Source organism: Halomonas sp. BC04 (assembly GCF_000568385.1).
In genome coordinates this window covers 1-22,276 of the sequence record NZ_AZQX01000318.1, presented here as the reverse complement: position 1 = coordinate 22,276, position 22,276 = coordinate 1, and the positions used below count along the sequence as shown (strand labels likewise).

General features: G+C 61.8%; 20 protein-coding genes. 9 read left to right on the top strand and 11 right to left on the bottom strand.

Annotation, left to right across the window (positions count from 1 at the left end; all coding sequences use genetic code 11):
* Nucleotides 1–437, bottom strand: a 437-nt coding sequence (locus Q427_RS21520; RefSeq protein WP_043517181.1) for a nuclear transport factor 2 family protein, incomplete at its 3' end; no start/stop codon positions are given.
* Nucleotides 438–791: 354 nt separating this feature from the next.
* Between Q427_RS21520 and Q427_RS21515 the strand changes: the two genes are divergently transcribed.
* Together Q427_RS21515 and yghU are read left to right on the top strand one after the other, a co-directional pair.
* Nucleotides 792–2,753 (top strand): sigma-54-dependent Fis family transcriptional regulator, encoded by a 1,962-nt coding sequence (locus Q427_RS21515; protein ID WP_043517180.1) that lies wholly within the window; start codon nucleotides 792–794, stop codon nucleotides 2,751–2,753.
* 95 nt (nucleotides 2,754–2,848) lie between these two features.
* Nucleotides 2,849–3,712 (top strand): glutathione-dependent disulfide-bond oxidoreductase, encoded by an 864-nt coding sequence (gene yghU, locus Q427_RS21510; RefSeq protein ID WP_043517179.1) that lies wholly within the window; start codon nucleotides 2,849–2,851, stop codon nucleotides 3,710–3,712.
* 119 nt (nucleotides 3,713–3,831) lie between these two features.
* Here yghU and Q427_RS21505 read toward each other — a convergent pair whose 3' ends face one another.
* From Q427_RS21505 to Q427_RS21485, 5 genes are all read right to left on the bottom strand, one after another.
* The gene (locus Q427_RS21505; RefSeq protein ID WP_043517178.1) at nucleotides 3,832–4,026 is read right to left on the bottom strand and encodes a hypothetical protein; all 195 of its coding nucleotides are present in this window, start codon (nucleotides 4,024–4,026) and stop codon (nucleotides 3,832–3,834) included.
* A gap of 232 nt (nucleotides 4,027–4,258) precedes the next feature.
* Complete coding sequence (locus Q427_RS21500) at nucleotides 4,259–5,116, bottom strand: diguanylate cyclase (RefSeq protein WP_051496587.1); 858 nt, start codon at nucleotides 5,114–5,116, stop codon at nucleotides 4,259–4,261.
* Nucleotides 5,117–5,840: 724 nt separating this feature from the next.
* Complete coding sequence (locus tag Q427_RS21495; protein WP_043517177.1) at nucleotides 5,841–6,218, bottom strand: septal ring lytic transglycosylase RlpA family protein; 378 nt, start codon at nucleotides 6,216–6,218, stop codon at nucleotides 5,841–5,843.
* A 317-nt stretch (nucleotides 6,219–6,535) separates the two neighbouring features.
* Nucleotides 6,536–6,847, bottom strand: coding sequence for a hypothetical protein (locus Q427_RS21490; protein WP_043517176.1), 312 nt, complete (start codon nucleotides 6,845–6,847; stop codon nucleotides 6,536–6,538).
* Between the two features lie 185 nt (nucleotides 6,848–7,032).
* Nucleotides 7,033–7,218: a hypothetical protein gene (locus Q427_RS21485; protein WP_043517175.1), complete on the bottom strand. Its 186-nt coding sequence runs from the start codon at nucleotides 7,216–7,218 to the stop codon at nucleotides 7,033–7,035.
* Nucleotides 7,219–7,431: 213 nt separating this feature from the next.
* On the opposite strand from Q427_RS21485, the gene Q427_RS21480 reads away from it, so the two are divergent.
* Together Q427_RS21480 and Q427_RS21475 are read left to right on the top strand one after the other, a co-directional pair.
* The gene (locus tag Q427_RS21480) at nucleotides 7,432–8,517 is read left to right on the top strand and encodes an AsmA family protein (protein WP_231613836.1); all 1,086 of its coding nucleotides are present in this window, start codon (nucleotides 7,432–7,434) and stop codon (nucleotides 8,515–8,517) included.
* Entirely contained in the window at nucleotides 8,433–11,039 is a 2,607-nt protein-coding gene (locus tag Q427_RS21475; protein ID WP_081786140.1) for an AsmA family protein, read from the top strand. The genes Q427_RS21480 and Q427_RS21475 overlap by 85 nt, the downstream gene beginning before the upstream one ends.
* Nucleotides 11,040–11,091: 52 nt before the next feature.
* On the opposite strand, the gene Q427_RS21470 is transcribed toward Q427_RS21475, so the two are convergent.
* Together Q427_RS21470 and Q427_RS21465 are read right to left on the bottom strand one after the other, a co-directional pair.
* The gene (locus Q427_RS21470; RefSeq protein ID WP_043517172.1) at nucleotides 11,092–12,090 is read right to left on the bottom strand and encodes an NADP-dependent oxidoreductase; all 999 of its coding nucleotides are present in this window, start codon (nucleotides 12,088–12,090) and stop codon (nucleotides 11,092–11,094) included.
* Nucleotides 12,091–12,196: 106 nt separating this feature from the next.
* The gene (locus tag Q427_RS21465; RefSeq protein WP_043517171.1) at nucleotides 12,197–13,069 is read right to left on the bottom strand and encodes a LysR family transcriptional regulator ArgP; all 873 of its coding nucleotides are present in this window, start codon (nucleotides 13,067–13,069) and stop codon (nucleotides 12,197–12,199) included.
* 122 nt (nucleotides 13,070–13,191) lie between these two features.
* On the opposite strand from Q427_RS21465, the gene Q427_RS21460 reads away from it, so the two are divergent.
* Entirely contained in the window at nucleotides 13,192–13,797 is a 606-nt protein-coding gene (locus tag Q427_RS21460; RefSeq protein WP_043517170.1) for a LysE/ArgO family amino acid transporter, read from the top strand.
* Nucleotides 13,798–13,801: 4 nt separating this feature from the next.
* Here the strand turns inward: Q427_RS21460 and Q427_RS21455 are convergent, their stop codons facing one another.
* Complete coding sequence (locus Q427_RS21455) at nucleotides 13,802–14,191, bottom strand: hypothetical protein (protein ID WP_051496586.1); 390 nt, start codon at nucleotides 14,189–14,191, stop codon at nucleotides 13,802–13,804.
* A 214-nt stretch (nucleotides 14,192–14,405) separates the two neighbouring features.
* Between Q427_RS21455 and Q427_RS21450 the strand changes: the two genes are divergently transcribed.
* From Q427_RS21450 to Q427_RS29290, 4 genes are all read left to right on the top strand, one after another.
* Nucleotides 14,406–15,650 (top strand): porin, encoded by a 1,245-nt coding sequence (locus Q427_RS21450; RefSeq protein WP_043517169.1) that lies wholly within the window; start codon nucleotides 14,406–14,408, stop codon nucleotides 15,648–15,650.
* Nucleotides 15,651–15,661: 11 nt separating this feature from the next.
* Complete coding sequence (locus tag Q427_RS21445) at nucleotides 15,662–16,102, top strand: phosphate ABC transporter substrate-binding protein (protein WP_051496585.1); 441 nt, start codon at nucleotides 15,662–15,664, stop codon at nucleotides 16,100–16,102.
* Entirely contained in the window at nucleotides 16,095–18,455 is a 2,361-nt protein-coding gene (locus Q427_RS30515; protein WP_231613835.1) for a putative bifunctional diguanylate cyclase/phosphodiesterase, read from the top strand. The genes Q427_RS21445 and Q427_RS30515 overlap by 8 nt, the downstream gene beginning before the upstream one ends.
* Before the next feature lie 288 nt (nucleotides 18,456–18,743).
* Nucleotides 18,744–19,826 (top strand): GGDEF domain-containing protein, encoded by a 1,083-nt coding sequence (locus Q427_RS29290; RefSeq protein WP_051496584.1) that lies wholly within the window; start codon nucleotides 18,744–18,746, stop codon nucleotides 19,824–19,826.
* 40 nt (nucleotides 19,827–19,866) lie between these two features.
* Here the strand turns inward: Q427_RS29290 and Q427_RS21430 are convergent, their stop codons facing one another.
* Together Q427_RS21430 and Q427_RS21425 are read right to left on the bottom strand one after the other, a co-directional pair.
* The gene (locus Q427_RS21430) at nucleotides 19,867–20,868 is read right to left on the bottom strand and encodes a patatin-like phospholipase family protein (RefSeq protein ID WP_051496583.1); all 1,002 of its coding nucleotides are present in this window, start codon (nucleotides 20,866–20,868) and stop codon (nucleotides 19,867–19,869) included.
* A gap of 124 nt (nucleotides 20,869–20,992) precedes the next feature.
* A partial coding sequence (locus Q427_RS21425; protein ID WP_051496582.1) for a dihydrolipoyl dehydrogenase occupies nucleotides 20,993–22,276 on the bottom strand: 1,284 nt, incomplete at its 5' end.

Sequence of the window (22,276 nt, the reverse complement as noted above, 5' to 3'; positions counted from 1 at the left end):
GTCTCGCGGGTCTTGCTGGCGCCGTGCTCGGCTCCCATGGGCCGCCTGGCGCCGCGCGGTTCGGGGTGCTGCTTGAGCTCCTGCATGGTGGTCAGCAGGGTCCAGCACTTGCCGTTCTTGAGGCGCAGCAACCCCTTGCCGTGGGCAACGCCGGTCTCGAAGGTGAACCAGGCTTCGGTAACGCCATCAGCCTCGCTGGCTTCGCCATCGATCTGCCAATTTGCCGGGTGTGCCTCGCTCAGGGTGGCGTTGAGCATTGACTGGATGGCGTCCTTGCCCTCGAGCGTCTTGAGGTTCCAGGTGAAGGCGACCAGGTCGCGCCAGTAGCATTCGTCACCGAACAGGGTGATGACCTGCTCGATGTCTCGCTGGGTCAGCGCTTCTTCGAAGCCGCTAAGCCACTGCTGGACGATGTGGGTTGGCGTGCGTGTGGTCATGGGGGTTCTCCGCTTATTGTTAGGGGGACACAGCCTGGGTATGGCAGGAAGCGTGCCAATCCAGTAGATTTTCTGATTGGTTTGTTTAACATGTTGAAAATAAATAGATTTATTTCTGTGCGGATGGGCCGAAAGTCAGGGAGGCGACTGCCCGGTCGGCCGCAGGCGTGACAGCTGTCACGTGACAGGCGAACCTTCGGCGTTACACCTGTAACCCTCGACCAAGGGTGAATGCAGCGCCGATTGACTCCCGTGCGAGGCAGCATAGGCTGAAGGAGAGACCTGCCAGATAACCACGAGCGCTCTGGTCTGGCCTGCGGCAGGCACGGCATATCAGCGCGCAGAGAGGCAGCCATGGCCCTGCTTACGGAACAACGCCAGCATATCGAGACCCTGGTCCGGCTGAGTGAAGGTCATGCCGCGGACCTCGGAGGGTGTCGCGAGGTGATCCGCCGCTCCTGGGAGCGCTGTGTCGGCGAGTATCGGCTCGACCCAGGGCGTCCACGGCCCGTACGTGTGTTGACGCAGCAGGCACTCAAGGAGCATCAGGAGTCGGTGGACGAGCTACTCCATGTGGCCCGGGCGGGCGTCGACCAGCTCTATGCCCAGATCGCCCCGTTGGGCTATGTGCTGCTGCTGACCGACCGGCGAGGCATCACTGTGGATTTCCGCGGTCAAGCGACCCAGGATCCGGCATTGCGTCGTGCGGGCCTCTATCTTGGGGCCGACTGGGACGAGCGCTATGCGGGCACCTGTGCGGTGGGGACCTGCGTGCACGAGGCCCAGGCGATGACCTGCCATCAGCGTGAACATTTCGATGCCACCCATATCAGCCTGACGTGCACAGCGGCGCCGATCAGCGATCCGCAGGGGCAGGTCATCGCAGTGCTGGATATTTCCGCCTTGCAGTCGCCGAGGGCGCAAGAGAGCCAGAATTTCGGGCTGCCGCTGGTCAATCTCTATGCGCGCATGATCGAGGATGCCTATTTTCTGCATCGCTACCGTGACTGCTTGATCCTGCGCTTTGATAGCGCCCGTGAGTTTGTGCACCTCAATGGCCGGGGGCTGATTGCCATCGAGGAGGATGGCAGCGTGATTGCCGCCAACGGCGTGGGGCGCGGCATGATCGACACGCACCTGCGCCGGTGGCCGCCCTGGTCAGTGGCATCGATACCCACGGCCCCTCAGCTGTTCGACGCTGAGGTCGGCGACCTGCTCGGCATACTCTCTGCCAGCGACGACCAGATTCGCGCCTTTCGCGTGCGTGCCAGTGACACGACCTGCTTCGTCACCCTGATCGAGCCGCGGCGACGTCTGGCGATGCGCCATGCGCCATCGTCGCCGACGCCGATCCCTGCGCTCGATCGCCTGGCCACGGACGATCCCGCCATGCACCGTGTTCTCAAGTTGGCACGACGGCTACGCAACGAGGAGGTGAGCGTGCTGATCAGCGGGGAGACGGGCACCGGCAAGGAGGTGTTGGCGCGGGCGCTGCATGACAGCGGTAAGCGCGCCAAGGGACCATTTGTGGCGGTGAACTGCGCAGCGATTCCAGAACCGCTGATCGAGAGCGAACTGTTTGGCTATCTGCCTGGTGCCTTCACGGGTGGGCGTAGCAAGGGCATGCGCGGGCTGATTCAGCAGGCCGAGGGCGGAACGCTGTTTCTGGATGAGATCGGTGACATGCCCTTGCCGCTGCAGAGCCGGTTGCTGCGGGTGCTGGCCGAGCGTGAGGTGATGCCACTGGGCGCTGATAAGGCCGTGCCGGTGGATATTCGGGTGGTCACCGCGACTCACCGTGAGATGGGGGAGCTGATCGCCGCCGGCCACTTTCGAGAGGATCTCTATTACCGGCTCAACGGCGCCCAGTTGCGACTTCCGGCGCTGCGCGAGCGGGCCGATAGGCACTATGTGATTCGCAGCGTCTTCGATAAGCTGTTGGCCGGGCGTGAGCGCGACGTGCGATTGCGTGCGGATGCGATGAGCGCGTTGCTGGCCTACACGTGGCCGGGCAATATTCGCCAGCTCAAGAATGCCCTGGCCTTTGCCCTGGCCACGGCAGATGACGACGAGATCACGGTCCACGATCTGCCCGACGAGTGTCAGGGCGCTATCGGCGGCGCACCGAAAACCCTCCTGCCAGCCCTGCAAGCGGTGACATCCGACGAAGGGCAGCGGTTGCAAGCGCTGCTCAAGGCGACAGGGTGGAATGTCAGCTTGGTGGCGCGCCAGCTGGGCGTTTCGCGGCCGACGGTCTATCGACGTATGCGTCGTCATGGGGTGGTACCGCCAAACTGGCAGGAGCGTATCTCTTGAGAACAGGGAGCTGGCGCGCGAGTGTTCGCAGCTGAAACCTTAACAGGCTATCGTTTGTCGCAAGGTACGACGACATCGTCCGTTGAGGAGTCAGCATGAGCCAGGAAACCGAGTACGTTCCACCCAAGGTCTGGACCTGGGAAAAAGCCAGCGGCGGGACCTTTGCCAATATCAACCGACCCATCGCAGGGCCCACCCACGACAAGACGCTACCCGTCGGCAAGCACCCGTTCCAGCTGTACTCACTGGCCACGCCCAACGGCGTCAAGGTCACGGTGATGTTCGAGGAGTTGCTGGCGCTGGGGCATGCGGGAGCCGAATACGATGCCTGGCTGATTCGCATCGGCGATGGGGATCAGTTCGGCAGCGGTTTTGTCGAAGTGAACCCCAACTCCAAGATCCCGGCGCTGATGGACCACAGTGTCTCGCCGCCTATCCGGGTGTTCGAGTCGGGTTCAATTCTGCTCTATCTGGCGGAGACGTTCGGCGAATTCTTGCCGCGTGACCCGGCCAGGAGAACGGAAACGCTGAACTGGCTGTTCTGGCAGATGGGTAGCGCGCCCTACCTGGGCGGTGGCTTCGGTCACTTCTATGCCTACGCGCCGACCAGGATCGAATACGCCATCGACCGCTTCACCATGGAGGTCAAGCGTCAGCTCGACGTGCTGGATCGGCGCCTGGCCGAGACGCGCTACCTGGGCGGGGACGAATACACCATTGCCGATATCGCCAACTGGCCGTGGTATGGACAGTTGGCGCTGAATCGCGTTTACGATGCCGGCGAGTTCCTTCAGGTTCATGAGTACGAGAACGTGCAGCGCTGGGCCAGGGAAATCGACGCACGACCGGCGGTAAGGCGCGGACGCATGGTCAACCGCACCTTCGGTGCGCCTACGGAGCAGCTACATGAGCGCCATGATGCCAGCGACTTCGAGACGAACACCCAGGACAAGCGCTAGGCGGACTATTCCAACCACCATGGCATCGACGCATACGGGCATGAGAGCATCCGGCCCATTGCGCTGTCGCCGCGGCTGGTGTCAATCGGCGCATTCCCTGCCCTGCTGCCCCCGGGCGATCAGCTCATCGGCCAGGCGCGTGCGGCCAGGGCGAATTCCACCCGTGCCGCCGACAGTGCGCCCATATCCTTGGAGCTGGAGTTTCGCTCCAGGTCATCAAGCAGAAGCTTTGCCTGCACCAGTCGTTGCTCCAGGTTCTCGCTCAGCAAAGGGTCATGGGACGACAGTTCACTAGCCATGTTCAGGTTGTTCATTTCATCTTCTCTCCAACGCCACTGCCTGCCTGGGGGCATCCGAGGCTGTAGCGATCCATCGCCTGCCATGTTCGTCACTTGCTAGTCTGGATATCGGACCCCAGGGAGAAAACTTGAGCCCTGCTTACGCCGCGAACTGGCCGGTGGCGATCAGTGGCGGCATTGCGGGTGTTGATGTGGCGAAGAGAAGAGGGTGGGGAGGGAGGCGTGGTGACAGGCGCTGACCAGGGGCTCAGCCGATTACCTCCCTTGCCGTAAGCAAGCGTATTTGAGGAACGGTGCAGGTTCTGTTGCGCCCCTCTGCCTTAGCGGAATAAAGCCCTTCATCGGCCTGCCGAATCAGCGCCTGGGGGCTATGGTGACGAACGGGCAGCAGCGAGGCTGAGCCGATGCTGACAGTGACTCGATCCGCCACCGGTGAGGCACCAAAGGCGATGTGGCGCTCGCTCAGCAGGGCATGAATGCGCTGAGCCAGAATCGTTGCGCCCTCCAGGTCGGTGCGGGGAGCGAGAATGACCATTTCTTCGCCGCCATATCGCGCCAGCAGGTCGCCAGGGCGGTTGACTGCCTGGCTCAGTACGGCGGTCACTTCCTTCAGGCAACGGTCGCCCTCCAGGTGGCCGTGGGTGTCGTTGAAGATCTTGAAGTAGTCGACATCGATCATCAGCAGGCTGAGAGGCTGGCGTTCGCGAGCGGCTCTGCGCCACTCAAGCTTCAGTACCCGTTCGAACTCGCGGCGGTTGGCAATCTCCAGCAAGCCGTCTCGGGCAGCCTGCTGATGGAGGTCATTGTTCAGGGCTCCCAGCACTGCCTGTGCCTGCACGAGTCGGGTTTCGCGAGCCTGGGCGTCGCGCAGGAGGGGCAGGAAAATAACCGATGTCAGGGCAACTCCGCCAAGGAAAGAGGCCAATATCAGGCCGGTGTGCAGCGCGCCGGGTGCCAGATCCGTCGGGAGGGTGGCGCGAACGACGGTCTGTTCCGGTATCAGGCTGTTGATGACAAGCACGGCAGCGACGAAGATCGCAGCAGCAAGAAGTCGCGGTAACAGGTTGGGACTAATGAACAGTAAGTGCTTGGGCTTGGTATGCATACGTGGCGTCTCGTTCCAAAGTCTGGTCTCGCAATGCTGAGTAGAGATTTCGGTGATGCGCCGTGCCTGTTTCAAATTGCTGCTGGGAGCAAAAAAAAAGGCCGCAGAGCGGCCCAAGTACGCAGGGAACTAAAGGATCTAGCTTACCGTCAGCGAGCCGACATGACGGGCAGCTGAGAATAGGGGGGAGGCCTCCTTGCCGGGATCCATCCCGTATTCACCATTCCTTGGCGACTCCTTGGCATCATCCTTCCTTGCCTGAGCAAGGGCCTCCTGTGAACGGGGTGGTCACGGTGTGATTGCCGGCTTCCCCGATCGTCTTGCTACTGACAAGGATAATGCGACAAAGGTGCCAAAAAAATGAATTACTATAAAAAACAATTAGATATGATGATAATTAAATCAGATAGGCTTAAAGCCGGCTGATATGGTCTTCCAGAACGCCGAGATCTGTTGCGGATCGACGACGGTTATTGTGGTCTTCCGGAAAAATAATTTAAAAACAGATTGTTATGGTGTCGCTATGTGGAGACGCCTGGCGGGCTGGAATGAAATCTGGCGGGCTGGAATGTAGAGCAGCAGGCGACAACTGCCCGTGTCGGTGCCCTGGCTGTTCAATAACAGACACGGCCCGGCCGGGGTGGGCAAGTCCGGGGCTATCGGCTACTAAGGAAGGCAAAGCCGTGCGTTGTGGCTGCATGGTGATGACGGCGAGTAAATGCCATTACTGGACGGAGGTAATAAGTACCGGAGCGACCCCACGATTGAGCATGCCCAGCTCCCTGGCGGCGCGCTTGGAGAGGTCGATGACGCGTCCCTGGACGAAAGGACCGCGGTCGTTGATCAGCACCGTGACCTCGCGGCCGTTGTCCGGACGGGTCACCACCACCTCGGTACCGAACGGCAGGCTCGGGTGGGCTGCGGTCAGGGCCTGCTGGTCGAAGGGCTCGCCGCTGGCGGTCGTTTGACCCTGGAAGCGGTCGCTGTAGAAGGATGCGATGCCCTCATCGATCAGCTCCGGCGTTTCATGGGCCGCTGCCTTGCCAATCAGCAGCAGGCCTATCAGGCCGCCGGTCAGGATCAGGCGAGTTCGTGTCGCCATGTTTCACCTCGTGACTACTGCATCGCGCCGCATACTCGTATCCCACGATGAGGCGCCATGATCAGTGATTGAGGACGCGTGGCTCATGCTGCACCAGCCTCGCATTCGTCTCAAGCCAGCCCCAAGGCATGTACTGCCAGCCGGAAATCGGTATCCATATGTCACTCGAAGTATCCATATGTCACAAGATCGCCGACGTTAACAGGGGTTGCCGGCAAGATAGTAGTCGTATTGCCGAGTCAGGGCAACCCAATACGAAAACACCCTATCGGGCCAGGGGCTCAATAGGGTGTGGTAGCTACCGAAAACGTCAACCATCAGGAAGAGTAATCTTCCTTGTACAGTTCGGCCTTGGCGTCACGCATGACGTCTTCACAGGCCGCTTGCTGGGCGAGCTGGGTCAACAGGCCCTGGGTGACTTCGAAGCCTTTTCCCAGGCAGGTGTCGATATCCTGGCGACTCACATGGGGGGTAACGCTGCAGTCGATCTTGATCGTCCTTCCGCTGCCATCCAGCTTATCGGCGAGCTGGCGCAGTCGCCAAGCGATGCGCTCTTTCCAGCTTGATGTTTCTTCCACGCCTTCATATACGCTAAACGTGCATTGCCACTCAGGTTTATAGATTTTCATATGAAACCTCCGGGCTGGCTTGGAAAAGTGGTCGATCGTGTTTTCTGCTCCGCATGAGAAAGGTAGTACGGTGTCACTATATACCCTTTAAGCCAGCAATAAAGTGCAAAGACTCGGAAACACCACCATGGTGGTGTTTCCGAGCACGGCCTGCCGTGGAGCGGCGGGGGCGCCGCTTTCTCGGTTCATGCCATGGCGCTAGTGGGAGTGGCGGCCGGGAGCAGCCTCAGCGGGAGCCAGGGGGGCGGTGTGAGCGTGGTCAGGTAGTCGGCCAGGGCATCGAAAGCGGCTCGCTGCAGCTGTGCCTGACTGGCCCAGAACTGGAGCACTTCGGCTTCGAACGGCTGGGTTTGCTGCGTTGCAGTGTTCATGATGCGGGCCCTCCTTAAGGGACTTCATCAACCAGCCTAGGCGCTTTATTGCTGCGATGCAGCATTTTTTTTGTAACTGTCTTTCCTGCCAGGCTCCTGGTCCAGGCACGGCGTAGCTATTCGCCGCTGCCGCCGGGAATTGAATTCCCGCCGTCCCCGGTTGGACTGAAGCCGCTTCTCTGTCCATGGTTAAGAGTATCGATGAGGCCAGGGATGGAAATGAACAGGGCAGCTCGACTAACAAGTGTTGCGCTTGCGGGCGTGGTGCTGATTCTGGCGGTGGCAGGCGTGCTGCTGCTGGAATCGACATGGATGCGCGAATGGCTGGAACGACAGGCCAGCCAACAGCTCGGCCGTGAGGTCGAAGTCGAAAACCATGGCATCGGCTGGGGCGCGCCCGTCACGCTGCAGCTCGATGAGGTGCGCATCGCCAGCGCCGAGTGGGCCGAGGAGCAGCCGCTGGCGCGCATGTTCGAGCTGTCGGTTACCCTCAACGTCTTCGCCCTGTTGCAGGGCAGGCTGGCGCTGGACCGTATCGTCATCGATCAGCCTGTGCTCCACCTGATCCGTCGAGAGGATGGCTCAAGCAACTGGGAGGAGCTCTTCGATGGTGACCCGGATCAGGAGCGAGAAGAGGATGAGCCCCTTTGGCCCGGTGAGTTCAATATCGGTCAGGGGCATCTGGTCTACCGCGATGCTGCCCTGGATCTGCTGCTCGATGCCGTCTTTCAGACGCCGGGAGCCGAGATTACGGAGGGGTTGAGCCTGGAGGTGTGGGGCGATGGCCGCTTCAAGGAGGACGAGCTTGAGTACCGGGGGTTGGTCCATTACTTGCGGGACGAGGATTACCTTCACGTCGAGTCCATGCATGGGCGGGTCGGTAATGACCTTTTCTCCGGTGCCCTTGAGCTGGACCTCGACCTGGATGTGCTCACGCTTCAGGCGCGTCTCGATATGGTGGCGCTGGACCTGGAACGCTGGGAAGACGACGAGGCTGATATTCCCTTCCCCGGCCCTGAATGGGAGCAGGAACTGGCCCAGGCGTTGGCAGTGCTGGAGGCGTATGACGCGAAGCTCGACATTGCCGTGGAGGAGCTCCGCTACGGTGACCAGGTCCTGCACGATCTGATTCTTCAAGCTGGGCCAATGAAGAGAGTGTTGTCATCGAACAGCTTCAGGCCCTGCAGCGGCTGGAGGGTGACGCGTCGCCCGGCATGCTGGCTGCGGATGGACGAATTGAGCTGTATGAGGCACGACCGGTGGCGGCCGTGGCGGCCCAGTTCGAACGCTTCGACCTGACCGCGGCGCTGGCTCCACTGGGCATGGGTGAGCTGGGCATCCTCGAAGGCCGGGTCAATGCCCAGTTGCGGGAGGGTGCGCTGCTGCTGGAGGATACCGACCTCGATTATCGCCTCCCGGCCTGGGAGCTGGCGCTCTCGCTGGGGGCTGAACCGCGTGAGGTCGAGCACGCCGACAGGCCGGCAGTGCGGCTGTTCGGCAACGGTGCTTATGGAGGACGGCCGGTCGAATACGACCTGACGGTGGGGCCAGTCGACCTGGTCGAGGAGTCGCCGAACTATCCGCTTGCGGGCCAGGTGAGCACGGGGGACACCCTGCTGCAGATGGATGGGCGCCTGGTGCGTCCCTTCGAGCTCGAGGCGATTGAAGGTGATGCTCGCCTGGAAGGGCCCACGCCCGAGGAGTTCGCGGCTTTTTTCGGGGGCGACCTGCCAACGCTTCCCCCCTACTGGCTCGAAGCCTTCCTGCGCTACAGCGATAACGTCCTGACCCTCGACGATGCGCAGGGTCGCATCGATGAGCTCCATCTCACGGGTGACCTGACCGTGGATTTCGGCCGTGATGTGACTCACGTTGCGACCCGGATTCACACCGAGGAGCTGGACCTGAATCGCTGGGAGCCGCTGGGCCAGGCCACGGGCGACGATTCGGCATGGGATGACCTGGGGCCGGGGCACGACTGGGACCGGGGCCTGGCCGAATCACTGAAAGGGCTCGATGGGTATGACGCCAGGTTCGACCTTACCGCGGATCGGCTGCTATATACTGACCAGCTTCTCCACGAGGTGGCGCTGCAGGGCGAGATCGACGGGCCGCGTCTCACCGTCACCCACTTTCATGCGCTTCAGGAGCCGGCCCTCGGACAGCAGGGGGCACTCACCCTGGATGGCTGGGCCGAGGAGCGGGACCAACGGCTGGCTGCGAACCTGTCCGCTCAGCTCGACCAGTTCAATCTCGACATGGCGCTGACACCACAGGGCCTGGGCCAAGCCGGCATCCTGTCCGGCCGACTCAACGTGGCCGTGGTGGAAGGCGGGTTGCTGTTCGAGGACTCCGCGCTGGATTATCACGCTCCGCAGTGGGATCTGGCCCTTTCTCTGCGGGCAAGCTCAGAGGAGGGCACGGATACTCCTGGTGTGCACCTGGTTGGCGACGGGACCTATGAGCAGTCGCCGTTTGCCTACGACCTGGTCGTGGGGCCAGTGCTTGGCTTGGCCGTTGACGAGACGCCTTATCCGGTCACCGGTCAGGTGAGCAGCGGCAACACCCGGCTTCACATCAACGGCAGCGTGGTCCGACCCTTCGAATTGGAGGCGGTGGAGGGCAATGCTCGGCTCGCCGGTTTCAGCCCGGCAGAGCTGTCCGAACTGACCAGCATCGGTTTTCCGGACCTGCCCCCCTACGAATTGGCCGGCTACCTGCACTACAGCGGTGATCTCCTCGACCTGGATGGCCTGGAAGGGCGCGTCGGAGACAGCGATGTGGCTGGTGACGTGCGTCTTCGCCTGGGCGACCGAAACAGGGTCTGGGCCACGCTGACTTCCGAGCGGGTCGATGTGGATGAACTGTTGGATATCGGGCCAAGGGAAGCGTCATCTCCCGAGCAGGAGACCTGGGTCGAAGACATAGACCGACACCAGAATATCTTCCCTGATCGCCACTGGGACCTGGACGCACTCGGCAATATCGATGCCGTTCTGGACTATCAGGCGGCAGAGGTTCATTCCCGGTATGCACCGCTCAATGACCTCGCTCTTGACCTCGAGCTGGAGCAGGGGGTGATGACCGTCTCGCCGCTGCGGGTGGGGCTCGGTGGCGGGCAGGTCCATGCGGGCTGGGTCCTGGATGCGCATCAGGAGGACATCGTTGGCGAGCTGCAGCTGGAGGTCACCGGGGTGCATCTCGCCCCGCTGCTGGACGATGCCGGGATCCCCGAAGTCGCTGAAGATACCCTGGGTGTCATCGGCGGGCACGGCGAGTTCTCTTTTCGCGGTCGCTCCATGGCCCAGCTCATGGCCGGGTTGGACGGTGAGCTGGAACTGGCCATGTCCCACGGGTGGTTGGACATCATTGCCGCGGAACTCATGCCCCTGAATGTCGCCAATGCCCTGGTACTGGCGCTGGCCGGGGAAGATGAGCAGGTGCAGCTAAAATGCAGCTATGTTCACTTCAAGGCCGACCATGGCCTGGTCACCCTGGAGAATTTTTTCATGGCCACCGAGATTGCACACTTCATCGGCGCCGGGGCAATGAATCTCGCCACCGAGGAGCTGGACATGGCGTTTGAGGGGCACAACAGGGATGTCACACTGTTTACGGCCAATACCCCGGTCAAGCTGGAAGGCCCCTTGAGCGACCTGAGCGTGGAGGTCGTCACCCCTGAGCTGCTGGGACGAGGCGTGCTGACCGCGCTGGGGGCCGTGGTTGCACCGCCCCTGGCGATCCTGCCCTGGATCGACCCCGGTGGCGGTGAAGACGTGGGCATCGGTTGCGAAGAGGCCCTGAGGCAGTTCCACGACTGACTTTGCGATGCCGCTGAATGGCTGGCTTGTGTCCCGTTTTCAAGTGCGCCTGTTAAAGGTGTACCAGCATCTTGCCCTTGTTGGCCCCTTCGAAGAGTTTCAGAAAGGCATCGGGCGTGCGTTCCAGGCCCTCCTCGACGGTTTCTTCGTAGTCGATCTCGCCCTGGGCGACCAGCGGGCCCACTTCCTCCAGGAAATGAGGATACTCGGTCCAGTGGTCGAAGATGATGAAGCCCTGCATGCGAATCCGGCGGATCAGGATCATGGCGAGGTTGCCGGGGGCGGTGCTGGGCTTTTCGGCATTGTAGTCGGCGATCAGGCCGCAAACCGCGATGCGCGCACCAACGCGCAGGTTGTTCAGTGCCGCTTCCAGGCAGATGCCGCCGACATTCTCGTAGTAGACGTCGAAGCCGGCTGGGCAGGCCTCCTTCAGGTCGGCGCTCAGTTGCTGGGCATCCTTGCCACGGTAGCTGACGGCCGTGATGCCGATCGACTCCAGCCAGGCGAGCTTCTCCGGTGCACCGGCAATGCCCACCACGGTGCCGCCCCTGGCCTTGGCCAGTTGAACCGCCAGCGAACCCACTGCGCCGCTGGCGGCGCTGACCAGGACATTGTCGCCCTCACGGATCTTGGCGATGTGGTTGAGGCCGGTCCAGGCGGTCATTCCCGGCATGCCCAGCACACCCAGGTAGGCTTCCTCGGGCACCTCGATTTCCGGCAGGGGCTCCAGGATGTCGGCCTTAAGCTGAGCAATATCGCGCCAGCCGGCCATATGGCGAACCTTGTCGCCCTGCTTGAAACGGGTGTCACGCGATTCGATCACTTCGCCCACCGCGGCTCCCTCCAGCGGCTCATTGAGTTCGAACGGGTCGATATAGGTCTTCACGCCGCTCATCCGGCCGCGCATATAGGGGTCCACCGACAGCCAGGTATTGCGAATTCTCACTTCGCCATCCTGAAGCTCCGGCAGTTCGACGCTGTGCAGCTCGAACAGCTCGCGTTGCGGCGTGCCTTGCGGATAGTCCGTGATGGTGAAATAGCGTGATTGCATGGGCGTACTCCTTCGCACTTTCTGGCTAAGGCACTGCAATCGCTTGCAGTGCAGGCAGTCTAGACAGACTAGATAGCCGAATCGTATCTGGCGAATCCGGCGTCCGTCATTTCAGGGTCACCTCGCCAAGCGCCTGGGTCAGGCGCTCCAGCAACGCGCCGCTATGACGCCAGAAATGCCAGTAGAGCGGTACCGACAACGATTCGCCCGGTGCGATGCTGGCCAACTTGCCTTCCGCCATCAGGGTGTCTGCCTGCATCATCTGCGGGATCATGCCGTAGCCCATGCCGGCAAGGGCCAGGCGCACAAAGCCCTCCGAAGAGGGGCACAGGTGGTAGGGAAAGCTGCCGTGATAGCCGCACTGGGCGAGGAAGCGGTGCTGCAACTGGTCGTGGGGGCCGAAGACGATGGCCGGAGCCTGGGTGAAGGCTTCGGCAGACGGGCCATGGGGAAAGTGGCGAGCGATGTAGTCCGGAGTGGCCAGGGGGTGGTAGGCCATTTCGCCCAATGAGACGCAGCGGGCACCGGCAATGGGCTGGGAGCTGGCGCATAGGCAGGCCGCGACGTCGCCGTCACGCAGCCGCTTGAGCCCCACGTCCTGATCCTCGACTACCAGGTCCAGCAGCAGGCCTTCCGTTCGGCACAGCTCGCCCACGGCGTCGGCCCACCAGGTCACCAGGCTGTCGGCATTGATCGCAATACGCAGCCTGGGAGCGGACTCCTCCAGGGTGGGCAGGGTAGTGCGCAGGTCCCGCTCGAGCAGTTGGACCTGCTGGTAGTGATTGAGCAGCCGCTGGCCGGCGGGAGTCGGGTGCAGTTCGGGGTGACGGATCAGCACCGGCTGACCGAGGCGGACCTCGAGCGACTTGATGCGCTGGGAAACCGCCGATTGCGACAGGCCCATGGCGTCACCGGCGCGTTCGAATCCACCGCACTCGATGACCGTGGCCAGGGCCTGGAGCAGCTTGTAGTCCAGCATGGGGCGCTCACTATTAGAAAAATTGATGTGTCATTAGCGGTATGATTTTTAAGTATATAGCCTCGCCATTATGCTTGCCGCATTCCAATTGGCATATCGAGAATCCTCAAGGAGGGCAGGCGATGCTGGAGAGTTACCTCACCGGACTGATTGTGTGTGGCGGGATCATCATTGCCATTGGTGCCCAGAATGCCTATGTATTGGGCCTGGCGGTCAGGCGAGAGCATCACTGGTGGTCGGCCGGACTCTGCATGGGGACCGACGTGGTATTGCTGACGGCGGGCATGTTCGGGGTCAGTGCGATACTGCTGACCATGCCGAGCGCCATGGAGGCGATGCGCTGGCTAGGCGTGGCGTTTCTCTCATGGCTTGCCGCCCAGGCGTTCTACCGGGCCGCTACCGGGCGAGAGGCACTGATGGCGTCGAAGGAGGGCGGGCGCAGCCTGAAGCATGTGCTGTTTGCCACCCTGGCCGTGACGATTCTCAACCCTCAGGTCTATCTCGACACCCTGCTGTTGATACCGGCCATCGGTGCCCAGCAGGAGAGCGCTACCACCTTCGTGGCCGGGGCAAGTACCGCATCGATTCTGTGGTTCAGCCTGCTGGCCTGGGGCGGTGCGCTGCTGTCGCCCTGGCTATCTCGCCCCCTGGCCTGGCGTCTGATCGATGGAGTGATCGGCCTGATGATGGCGACGGTGGCCGTGCATCTGGTTCGCAACGGGGTGTGAGGCGTCATTCGAGAACCGCTTCGTGCCACGCCTCGTGGCCGCAGCTCAGGCAGTGGTAGAACGCTTCGAAGCCGGTATCGGAATCAGCCGATTCACGCATCGTGCCCTTCTGGTAGGTGAAGGCGCGCAGCGTGCAGACCGGGCAGCGGATCTCCCCATGGAGAGGTGTGATGGCCGGCCCCTTTTCCGGGAGGGGCGGGGCAGGCGGCTGCGCTGCGACGTCAGCAGCCACACCATCGAGATCGGCGTTCAGCTTGGCCGCCAGCTGGCGTGCCGCTTCCGCCTGCTCGCTTCCCGCCAGGTTTGCCAGTTTCCTGATCCCTTCCTTGATGGCATCCAGCGGGATGTGGTGTCGGCCATTGGCGCTCTCCTGCGGATTGCTGAGACGTGTCACTTCGTTATATCAGCATACCCCCATCGTTCGCGAGGCGCCCGTGGGGCCAGTCGGACAGAAGGGCTTCTTCGAGAACAAAACGATCGTTCGTTTCTTTGGGGGCTAAAGTTTCTTAGGAAGCTGCCGATAGATAGTCATGAGGGTCTTATTTTCTCTGTAATTCCTTGTTTGCGAATTATTTTTCTATCATGCGGGCTATCTGTCGGAAGGTTTTATGTCGGGAAGGTTGCTAAGCACGCTTGTCACCGTGCTACTCATGCTGGTGTTCTCGGCCCAGGCGGCACAGGCACAGATGTCGGATACACCGAACCTGACGCTCAACGGCTTCGGTACCGTCGGGGTTGTCCATTCCGACGAGAACCAGGCGGACTTCGCCGCGAATATCCTGGCTCCCAAAGGGGCTGGCTACACCAGTGACTGGAGCGCGGAGGTCGATAGCAGACTTGGCCTTCAACTGACCGCCAGCCTGACACCACGGCTTTCCAGCGTGGTTCAGGTCATTTCCGAGCAGCGGTACGACGGCACCTACAAGCCGAAAGTCGAGTGGGCCAACGTCAGGTTCGAGATCACCCCGGATTTCAGCGTACGTGCCGGTCGCATGGTCCAGTCGACGTTCATGTCTTCCGAATATCGCAAGGTGGGCTACGCCACGCCCTGGGTCCGGCCGCCGCTGGAAGTGTACCGTATGATCCCGGTTACGAACTTCGATGGCCTTGATGCCAGCTACCGCTCACGCATCGGTGATGTGACGCATACCCTGCGCGGTACCTATGGCAAGGCAGATGCAAGATACCAAGGGGGAGGCACGGCGGAAGCGCGTGAAGCCATGGGCTTGGCGAGCACCCTGGAGTGGGGCGCCACCACCCTGTTTGCCAGCTATGGCCAGTATCGCCTGACGATAGAGGAACTGAATCCATTCTTTGATGGTTTCCGTTTCTTCGGGCCGGAGGGTGAGGCTATCGCCGATCGCTATGATGTCGATGACAAGCGATTCGAGGTTATCAGTTTCGGGGCGCGCTATGATCCCGGCGACTGGTTCCTGATGGGCGAATGGGCCCGTTCGGATAGCCAGACGCTCATCGGTGACCTTCGCGGCTGGTATGTCACCGGAGGTGTTCGCGTAGGGGCGGTCACCCCTTATGTGACGGTGGCGCGGGCCAGCGTGTCCAGCAACCTTTCGGATCCCGGGCTTTCGACGGAGTGGATGCCACCCGAATGGCTTCCAACGGCAGAGCTCTTCAACGAGACGCTGAATCATCTCTTGCTCTCATCAGCCCGGCAGAGGAGCCTGTCGCTGGGCGCCCGCTGGGACTTTGCCCGCAATATGGCCCTGACCGCTCAGTACGATCATATCGATATCGATGGTGGGTCCCAGGGCATTCTGCTGAATCTCCAGCCGGGATTCGAGCCCGGTGGCACGGTCAATCTATTCAGCCTCGCGCTGGACTTCGTGTTTTGAGGAGGCAGCGAGTGACAAAGCGACTGACGTCAACCCTCCTGGGCCTGTTATTCACCCTTGCGGTCGGCTCCGCCAGCGCCGAGGTGGTGGTCGTTGTCTCGGCACAGAACCCTACCGAGAGCCTATCGCGTGCCCAGCTCGCCGATATCTTCCTTGGCCGGTTGAATCGCTTGCCCAGCGGCGGGGTGGTGACGCCCTTCGACCAGCGGGAAGGCACCGACGCGCACAGGGCGTTCTACCGGGACTACCTGGGTCAGACCCCGGCCCAGATCAAGGCGCACTGGTCGCGACTGATCTTCACCGGTCGCGGCCAGCCGCCACGCTCGGTTGCCAATGACAGTGCCATGGCGGATGCCGTGGCAGCATCTCCCGAAGCCCTCGGGTATCTCGGTTCGACCTATCTCGATGCGTCCAATGTGGGCGACCGCCTGCGGGTGGTGGTCATTGAATAACCACGATGCCAAGCAGGATGACAGCGTGCCGAATGGCGGCACGGCTGTCCGGCGCTGGCTGCACCGCCTGGTCGAGCCTGCATTCCTCTTTACTCTCGTTGGCTTCCTGGTCCTGGCGGTTATCTGGGGCACCACCCTGAACCTTGTGGCCATGGAGCGGGCCTCGGCCGATCGAACGGCGAGGGCATTGGCTGCCGATACGGCAGATACCTATGAAGCCCAGATGGTGCGGGCGCTTCGGGAAATCGATACGACCCTTAGGCTGGTTCGCCACAGTCTGGATGGCAGGCCTGCCGAGACAGTACTCGAGGAACTGCGTGCTCGGGACATGCTGCCTCCGGAGCTGCTGTTCACGATCAGCGTCGTCGACTCCGGGGGCAACGTGATTGCCAGTACGCCTGAAGCCACCCCTTCACAGCAAAATGTGGCCGATGACGACTATTTCCTGCGTGCCCATGAAGAGGAGGGCATGGTGGTGGGGTTGCCGCGACGCAATGGGGAGACGGGGGAGTGGCAACTGTTCTTCAGTCGGCAAGCTCATGCCCAGGATGAGGGGATGACGGTCATCGTGGTAGCGGCGGTTCATGCCGGCTATTTCGTCAGCAGCTATGCCCCGGACGTCTTGGGCGACGAGGGGGTATTGGCACTGCTGGGAAACGACGGCATCTTCCGAATAAAGCGAACGGGCGACGAAGTCATCACGGGCACGACGGTCGACTACAGCGCCGTGGTAGCCAATAACGGTGCAATGGGAGGGCCGGCAACGGTCAGGGTCAATCCCTGGGACGAGACAAGGCGCTACACTGTGGCAAGAGAGCTTTTCGAGTTTCCGCTGGCCATTGTTGTCGGCCTTTCGGAGGCGGAGCACCTGGCCGCAGCTCAAGAGTCCGAGCGCACCTATCTCTGGTACGCCACCCTGGCCAGCCTGCTGCTGCTTGCGTTCATTGCCCTCTTGGGGCGGTTGAGCTGGATGCTCCATCGTTCCCAGTCGAGGATCATGGATGAGCGCATCGCCCACGCCCGTCGTGTGGAGTACCTCGCCTTCCACGATAACCTGACCGGGCTGCCGAATCGCGCCTATTTCACCCGGCTACTGACCCAGGGCATGCAGCAGTCCCGGCGTTACGGCAAGCGGCTGGCGCTGCTGTTCCTTGACCTTGACCGCTTCAAGGCAATCAACGATTCCCTGGGCCACGATGCCGGCGACGAGCTGCTTCAGGAGGTGGGGCTGCGGCTCAATGGCTCGGTACGTGAGAGCGATATCGTCGCCCGGCTGGGGGGGGACGAGTTCGTGATCCTGCTGCCCGAGATAACCGACCCGTCTCAGGTCACCGTGGTCGCCGACAAGATTCTCGACGCGGTCAGTTTGCCCTTCACCCTCGTCGGCCAGGAGTTTCGGGTTACGGTGAGTATCGGCATCGCCCTGTTTCCCCAGGATGGGGAGGATGAACAGACCCTGATGAAGCACGCCGATGTGGCGATGTATCACGCCAAGGCGCAGGGCAAGAACAACGCCCAGTTCTACTCGGAAAAACTGAGTGTCGACTCGCTGGAGCGCCTTGCCCTGGAGTCGAGTATGCGCAAGGCACTCGAGAACGAGGAGTTTCGACTCTTCTACCAGTCCAAGCAGGACATGATCACCGGTCGTGTCACCGGCATGGAGGCGCTGCTGCGCTGGCAACATCCCGATCTCGGGCTGATAGCGCCCATGCAGTTCATACCGCTGGCCGAGGAGAACGGCCTCATCGTGGCGATCGGACGCTGGGTGTTCAACTCGGCATGCCGCCAGAACGTCGAGTGGCAGGCACAGGGCTTCCCGCCGCTGAGCATGGCCGTGAACCTCTCCGCCCGCCAGTTCCTCGATGACCACCTGCTGCAGGATATCAAGAGCGCACTGGAAGAGACCGGCATGGCACCGGAGCTGCTCGAGCTGGAGATCACCGAGAGCATGATGATGGTCGACATGCCGCGGACGGTACGGATTCTAAAGGATCTCAAGGGGATGGGGGTGCGGATCGCCATCGACGACTTCGGTACCGGCTACTCGTCGCTCTCCAAGCTGAAGGAGTTCCCGCTCGATACCATCAAGATCGACGGTTCCTTCATTCAGGACCTGGTGAATAGCGCTGAGGACCGGAGCCTGACGGAGGCGATCATCGAACTGGGGAAGAGCCTGAGCCTGACGGTGGTGGCGGAAGGGGTGGAGTCGATCGAGCAGGCCGATTACCTGCGCGCTCACTCCTGCGACCAGTTCCAGGGCTTCTATATCAACATGCCGATGCCGGCGGCCGAGTTCGAGCTGGCAATTCGTCAACAGATTCGCCGCTTCGAGGAGGCTAACCCGACCGATTGAACTCGGCCTCCCGCCCGGCCCCTGGCAAGGTAGTGATCCCGCGTGGCCCGGAAATCCCTACCGGCTATCTGCTCCTTTCGCATGCACTATGCCTCTGGGTTGTTGCATGATGTAAAGACTGACGATTAAATCGAAGTATGATGAGCCTTTGCTAGGCAGAATGATCGTGACGACGAACTTCACACAGAGGCGTGAAGCATGGAAAGGACGGAAAGTGTCACGAGTCGCCAGGAAGGCGACGGGACGTCTGGATCGAGAAGCGCCCTAGCGACGCACTGGCGAGACTTGATGACGTCCGGCGGGCGCACCTGCGAGGATTGCCCGCACTATCTCCGCATCACGCTGCTCAACCTGGCCGGAACGGCGAGCATCATCGTCTGGGGGATCTTCCTGACGCTGATGCTGCTCGGTGTGCTGGATACCTCGTTCGGGCGCATGGGGTTTCATGTGGCCGGCTTGTTGGTCTCTACCGGTGTCATCATCAGCCTGCGCCGTGGGAGCCGGATCGCGGTGGTCACTCATGTGGCCCATGCCTTTCTCTTCATCAGCCTGCTGGGGTTGCCCCTCCTCCGGGCCGATAATCCCCTGGCCATGTCGCTGCCATTGATCTACCCGGCCTTGGCCTTCCTGCTGCTCGATGATATCCGCCGTGGCGTGGCCGGCACCCTGCTGATGACCGCCGGCCTCAATATTGCCCTGGCGCTGGGAGCAGGGCCCGAGCTACGAGATGGCACCATGCTGCTCGATGGGGCCTTGACCCTCACCGCCGGCATGTCGTTCCAGGCCGTGGTCGTGGCGTTGTACTTGCACCATCGTCAGCAGGTCTTGGGGCGCCTGCGCACGGTCAGTGAACAGCTCTCGATCCAAGCCAATCGCGATTCGCTGACGGGGCTGCACAACCGTCGTGCTTTCAATGAAGACCTGGAGCGTGAGCTGCGGCGCCGCGACTGCGACAATCGGCAACTGGCCTTCCTGGTGTTGGATATCGATGGCTTCAAGGCCTACAACGACCGGTATGGACACCCCCAGGGCGATACCCTGCTCAAGCAGTTGGCCAGGGCGATGCGGGAGGTGTTCGGCCGCCAGGAAGATATCCTGCTGCGGCTGGGCGGCGAGGAGTTCGGCATCATCTTTCGCAGCGAGGACGAAGCTCAGGCCGAGGAGATGACCACCCGGTTGCTGTCAGTCATCGAGGCGATCGGAGCGCCGGCGCCCGAGGGACCATGCGATACCGTTACCGTTTCCGCCGGCCTCTACCTGGTGGAGCCCGGCAGTGGTGTCGATGCGGACCATGTCTACCGACGGGCAGACGAGGCGCTTTACCGTGCCAAGTCGGCCGGCAGGGCATGCTGGCAGCGAGCCTCGCGCTGATGAAGTGACGATCTGTTTTCCATCGACCTGCGGTATCCTGTTAATCAGTCGCGCCTGCTCGAACAGCGTGATCCGGATTTGTCGATATGCCTTGCGATGCTTGCCAAGCCAGCAACTGGCGACGTAGCTCTGCGGCCGTCGGCTCGGCCTGCTGCAGTATTTCGTGGATGCGATTGAAGTGTAGCAGTCGGATGCCATGGGATTCCGGCTTGAGATAGAGGTCCGGTGCGTGCCGACGCAGCGACTGACGGGTGATCGACTGCTGCATGATCTTGAAGCTCTGGAAAAGCATCTCGGCCAGGCCTGGCGAAGGCCCGGTGAACGGGTCGCGATTGCCAGACACATCGACGGCGATCACCAGGTCCATTTCGTCCAGCAGAAGATCGAATGGCAGGGGATTGGAGGTACCGCCATCGATCAACAACATTTCGAGATGGGGTACGGGGGTGAACAGTCCCGGGACGGCTATGCTGCCTTCCAAGGCCGGGAAGAGGGGGCCTTCCTCCAGGACAATGCTGTTGCCCGTCCAGTAGTCGGTAGCTACCACCTGCAACGGAATTCTCAGCTCGTTGAAGTTGCGCACTTCGGTATGCAGTGCCAGGTAGCGAAGAAATCCCATCGAGCTGAACAGCCCGCCATCGCCGAGACCGATCTGCAGCAGATCCATCAGGTCCATCTCTGAACTGGCAAGGCCGCTCATTGCGTCCAGCGGTGAGCCGGCGACATCGTCGAATAGATCAAGGATCTCATCGGCAGAGAGTCCTGCGGCATAGAGTCCTCCGATGATCGCACCGATACTGGTGCCGGCAATCCGATCCGGCAGGATACCAAGCTCATCGAAGACCTGAAGCATGGCGATGTGAGCCAAGCCATTGGCTCCTCCCGAACCCAACGCCAGGCCGATTGTGGGACGAGTCGCTTCGCCCGGGTCTGGTCTCTGTTCGGCAGCAAGTAGGCCGGGAGCCAGCAGCAAGCTGGCAACCAGTGCCAGCCTTATGAGAGTTCCGGCCGGCAGCAGTCGGTAGCGGGGGTGTCCCTTCATGATATTTTCCAGTGCAGGAGATTCCTACAGCGTAGGCCTGGCGTGGCATGACTGCGTTGATCCGGGCCAAGCGCGTGGGCAGGGCATGCTGGCGACGCGTCTTGCCCTGACCGGCTGCAACGCGTCAATCGCCAGGTCCATGCTCCATGCAGCGCTCGACGATGGCGGGTCCTTGCTGCAGGTTGGCGCTGAGGTCACGCAGGGCGCTGCGTAGCCCCTCCTCGAGTACCGGGTGGTAGAACGGCATTTCAAGCATCTGGTTGACCCCTGCCCGCTGTTCCAGTGACCAGGCCAGCAGATGGGCAATGTGTTCCATCTGCGGGCCAAAGAGCTCACCACCCAGGAACTGTCCCGAACCGTGCTCGGCATAGAGCCGTATCAGGCCGCGGTTCCGGCGCAAGACCCTGGCGCGCCCCTGGTTGTCGAAAGTGGCCTCGCCTACCGCAATGCATTCACAGCCCCCCAGGCGCTGTTCGAGGAGGGCGCGACTCTGGCCGATTGTCGCCATCTGCGGATCGGTAAAGACGATGGAAAGGGGGGTGCTGCGAAGCCCGGCTCGCTTTTCCGGGTAGCGGCCGGCGTTGTCACCGGCAATGCGGCCCTGGGTGGTGGCCTCATGCAATAACGGTAGCTCCTGGTTGGCATCGCCGGCGATGAACACGTGGCTCGCGCTATCGTCGACGTTCCGGCACTGCATGGTAAAGCGGTTGTAGTAGGGGACACCCGCGTCGTTCAGTGCCAGGCCGGCATTCTCCAGTCCGAGCCTGTCGACGTTGGGCCGCCGGCCAGTGGCGGCAAGCAGGTATTCGAAGCGTTCGGTCAGCCGCTTGCCGGTATGGCGCTCCAGGAAGGTGATGATGACCCCGTCTCCGTCGCGTTCGATAGCCTCGACCTTGGCTTCGGGGTCGACATAGAACTCCTCGTTGAAGGTGCGGTCGGCATAGTCATGCAGGGCCTGGTCCCGAAAGGGGCCCAGGGAGCCACGCTTGCCGAAGATGCGTACTCGCACGCCGAGTCGGTGCAGGGCCTGGCCCAGCTCCAGGCCGATGATGCCGGGACCGAAGACGGCAACCGACTGAGGCAGGTCGTCCCACTCGAAGATATCGTCGTTGACGATCAACCGGTCGCCTGCCGCTTCGAAGAGTTCGGGCCAGTAGGTACGGGAGCCGGTGGCGATGACGATGGTGCGCGCCTTGAGGCGCAGCCTTTCATCGACGATCAGGGTATGGGGGTCTTCGAAGCGGGCGTGGCCTTCGATTCGGTCGGCTTCATCGATGCGTTTCATGGATTCCAGGACATGCCCCACGAAGCCATCGCGCTCCTGCTTGAGTCGGGCCATGACGGCGCGGCCGTCGACCTCGACCGACCGGTCCGCACGCCGAAACCGCTGGCACCCCGGGCATGGTGG

Excerpts from the sequence above, each read along its gene's own strand:
- Q427_RS21515 (WP_043517180.1), top strand. The coding sequence starts at position 792 with ATGGCCCTGCTTACGGAACAACGCCAGCATATCGAGACCCTGGTCCGG.
- yghU (WP_043517179.1), top strand. The coding sequence starts at position 2,849 with ATGAGCCAGGAAACCGAGTACGTTCCACCCAAGGTCTGGACCTGGGAA.
- Q427_RS21505 (WP_043517178.1), bottom strand. The coding sequence starts at position 4,026 with ATGAACAACCTGAACATGGCTAGTGAACTGTCGTCCCATGACCCTTTG.
- Q427_RS21500 (WP_051496587.1), bottom strand. The coding sequence starts at position 5,116 with ATGCATACCAAGCCCAAGCACTTACTGTTCATTAGTCCCAACCTGTTA.
- Q427_RS21495 (WP_043517177.1), bottom strand. The coding sequence starts at position 6,218 with ATGGCGACACGAACTCGCCTGATCCTGACCGGCGGCCTGATAGGCCTG.
- Q427_RS21490 (WP_043517176.1), bottom strand. The coding sequence starts at position 6,847 with ATGAAAATCTATAAACCTGAGTGGCAATGCACGTTTAGCGTATATGAA.
- Q427_RS21485 (WP_043517175.1), bottom strand. The coding sequence starts at position 7,218 with ATGAACACTGCAACGCAGCAAACCCAGCCGTTCGAAGCCGAAGTGCTC.
- Q427_RS21480 (WP_231613836.1), top strand. The coding sequence starts at position 7,432 with ATGGAAATGAACAGGGCAGCTCGACTAACAAGTGTTGCGCTTGCGGGC.
- Q427_RS21475 (WP_081786140.1), top strand. The coding sequence starts at position 8,433 with ATGCTGGCTGCGGATGGACGAATTGAGCTGTATGAGGCACGACCGGTG.
- Q427_RS21470 (WP_043517172.1), bottom strand. The coding sequence starts at position 12,090 with ATGCAATCACGCTATTTCACCATCACGGACTATCCGCAAGGCACGCCG.
- Q427_RS21465 (WP_043517171.1), bottom strand. The coding sequence starts at position 13,069 with ATGCTGGACTACAAGCTGCTCCAGGCCCTGGCCACGGTCATCGAGTGC.
- Q427_RS21460 (WP_043517170.1), top strand. The coding sequence starts at position 13,192 with ATGCTGGAGAGTTACCTCACCGGACTGATTGTGTGTGGCGGGATCATC.
- Q427_RS21450 (WP_043517169.1), top strand. The coding sequence starts at position 14,406 with ATGTCGGGAAGGTTGCTAAGCACGCTTGTCACCGTGCTACTCATGCTG.
- Q427_RS29290 (WP_051496584.1), top strand. The coding sequence starts at position 18,744 with ATGACGTCCGGCGGGCGCACCTGCGAGGATTGCCCGCACTATCTCCGC.
- Q427_RS21430 (WP_051496583.1), bottom strand. The coding sequence starts at position 20,868 with ATGAAGGGACACCCCCGCTACCGACTGCTGCCGGCCGGAACTCTCATA.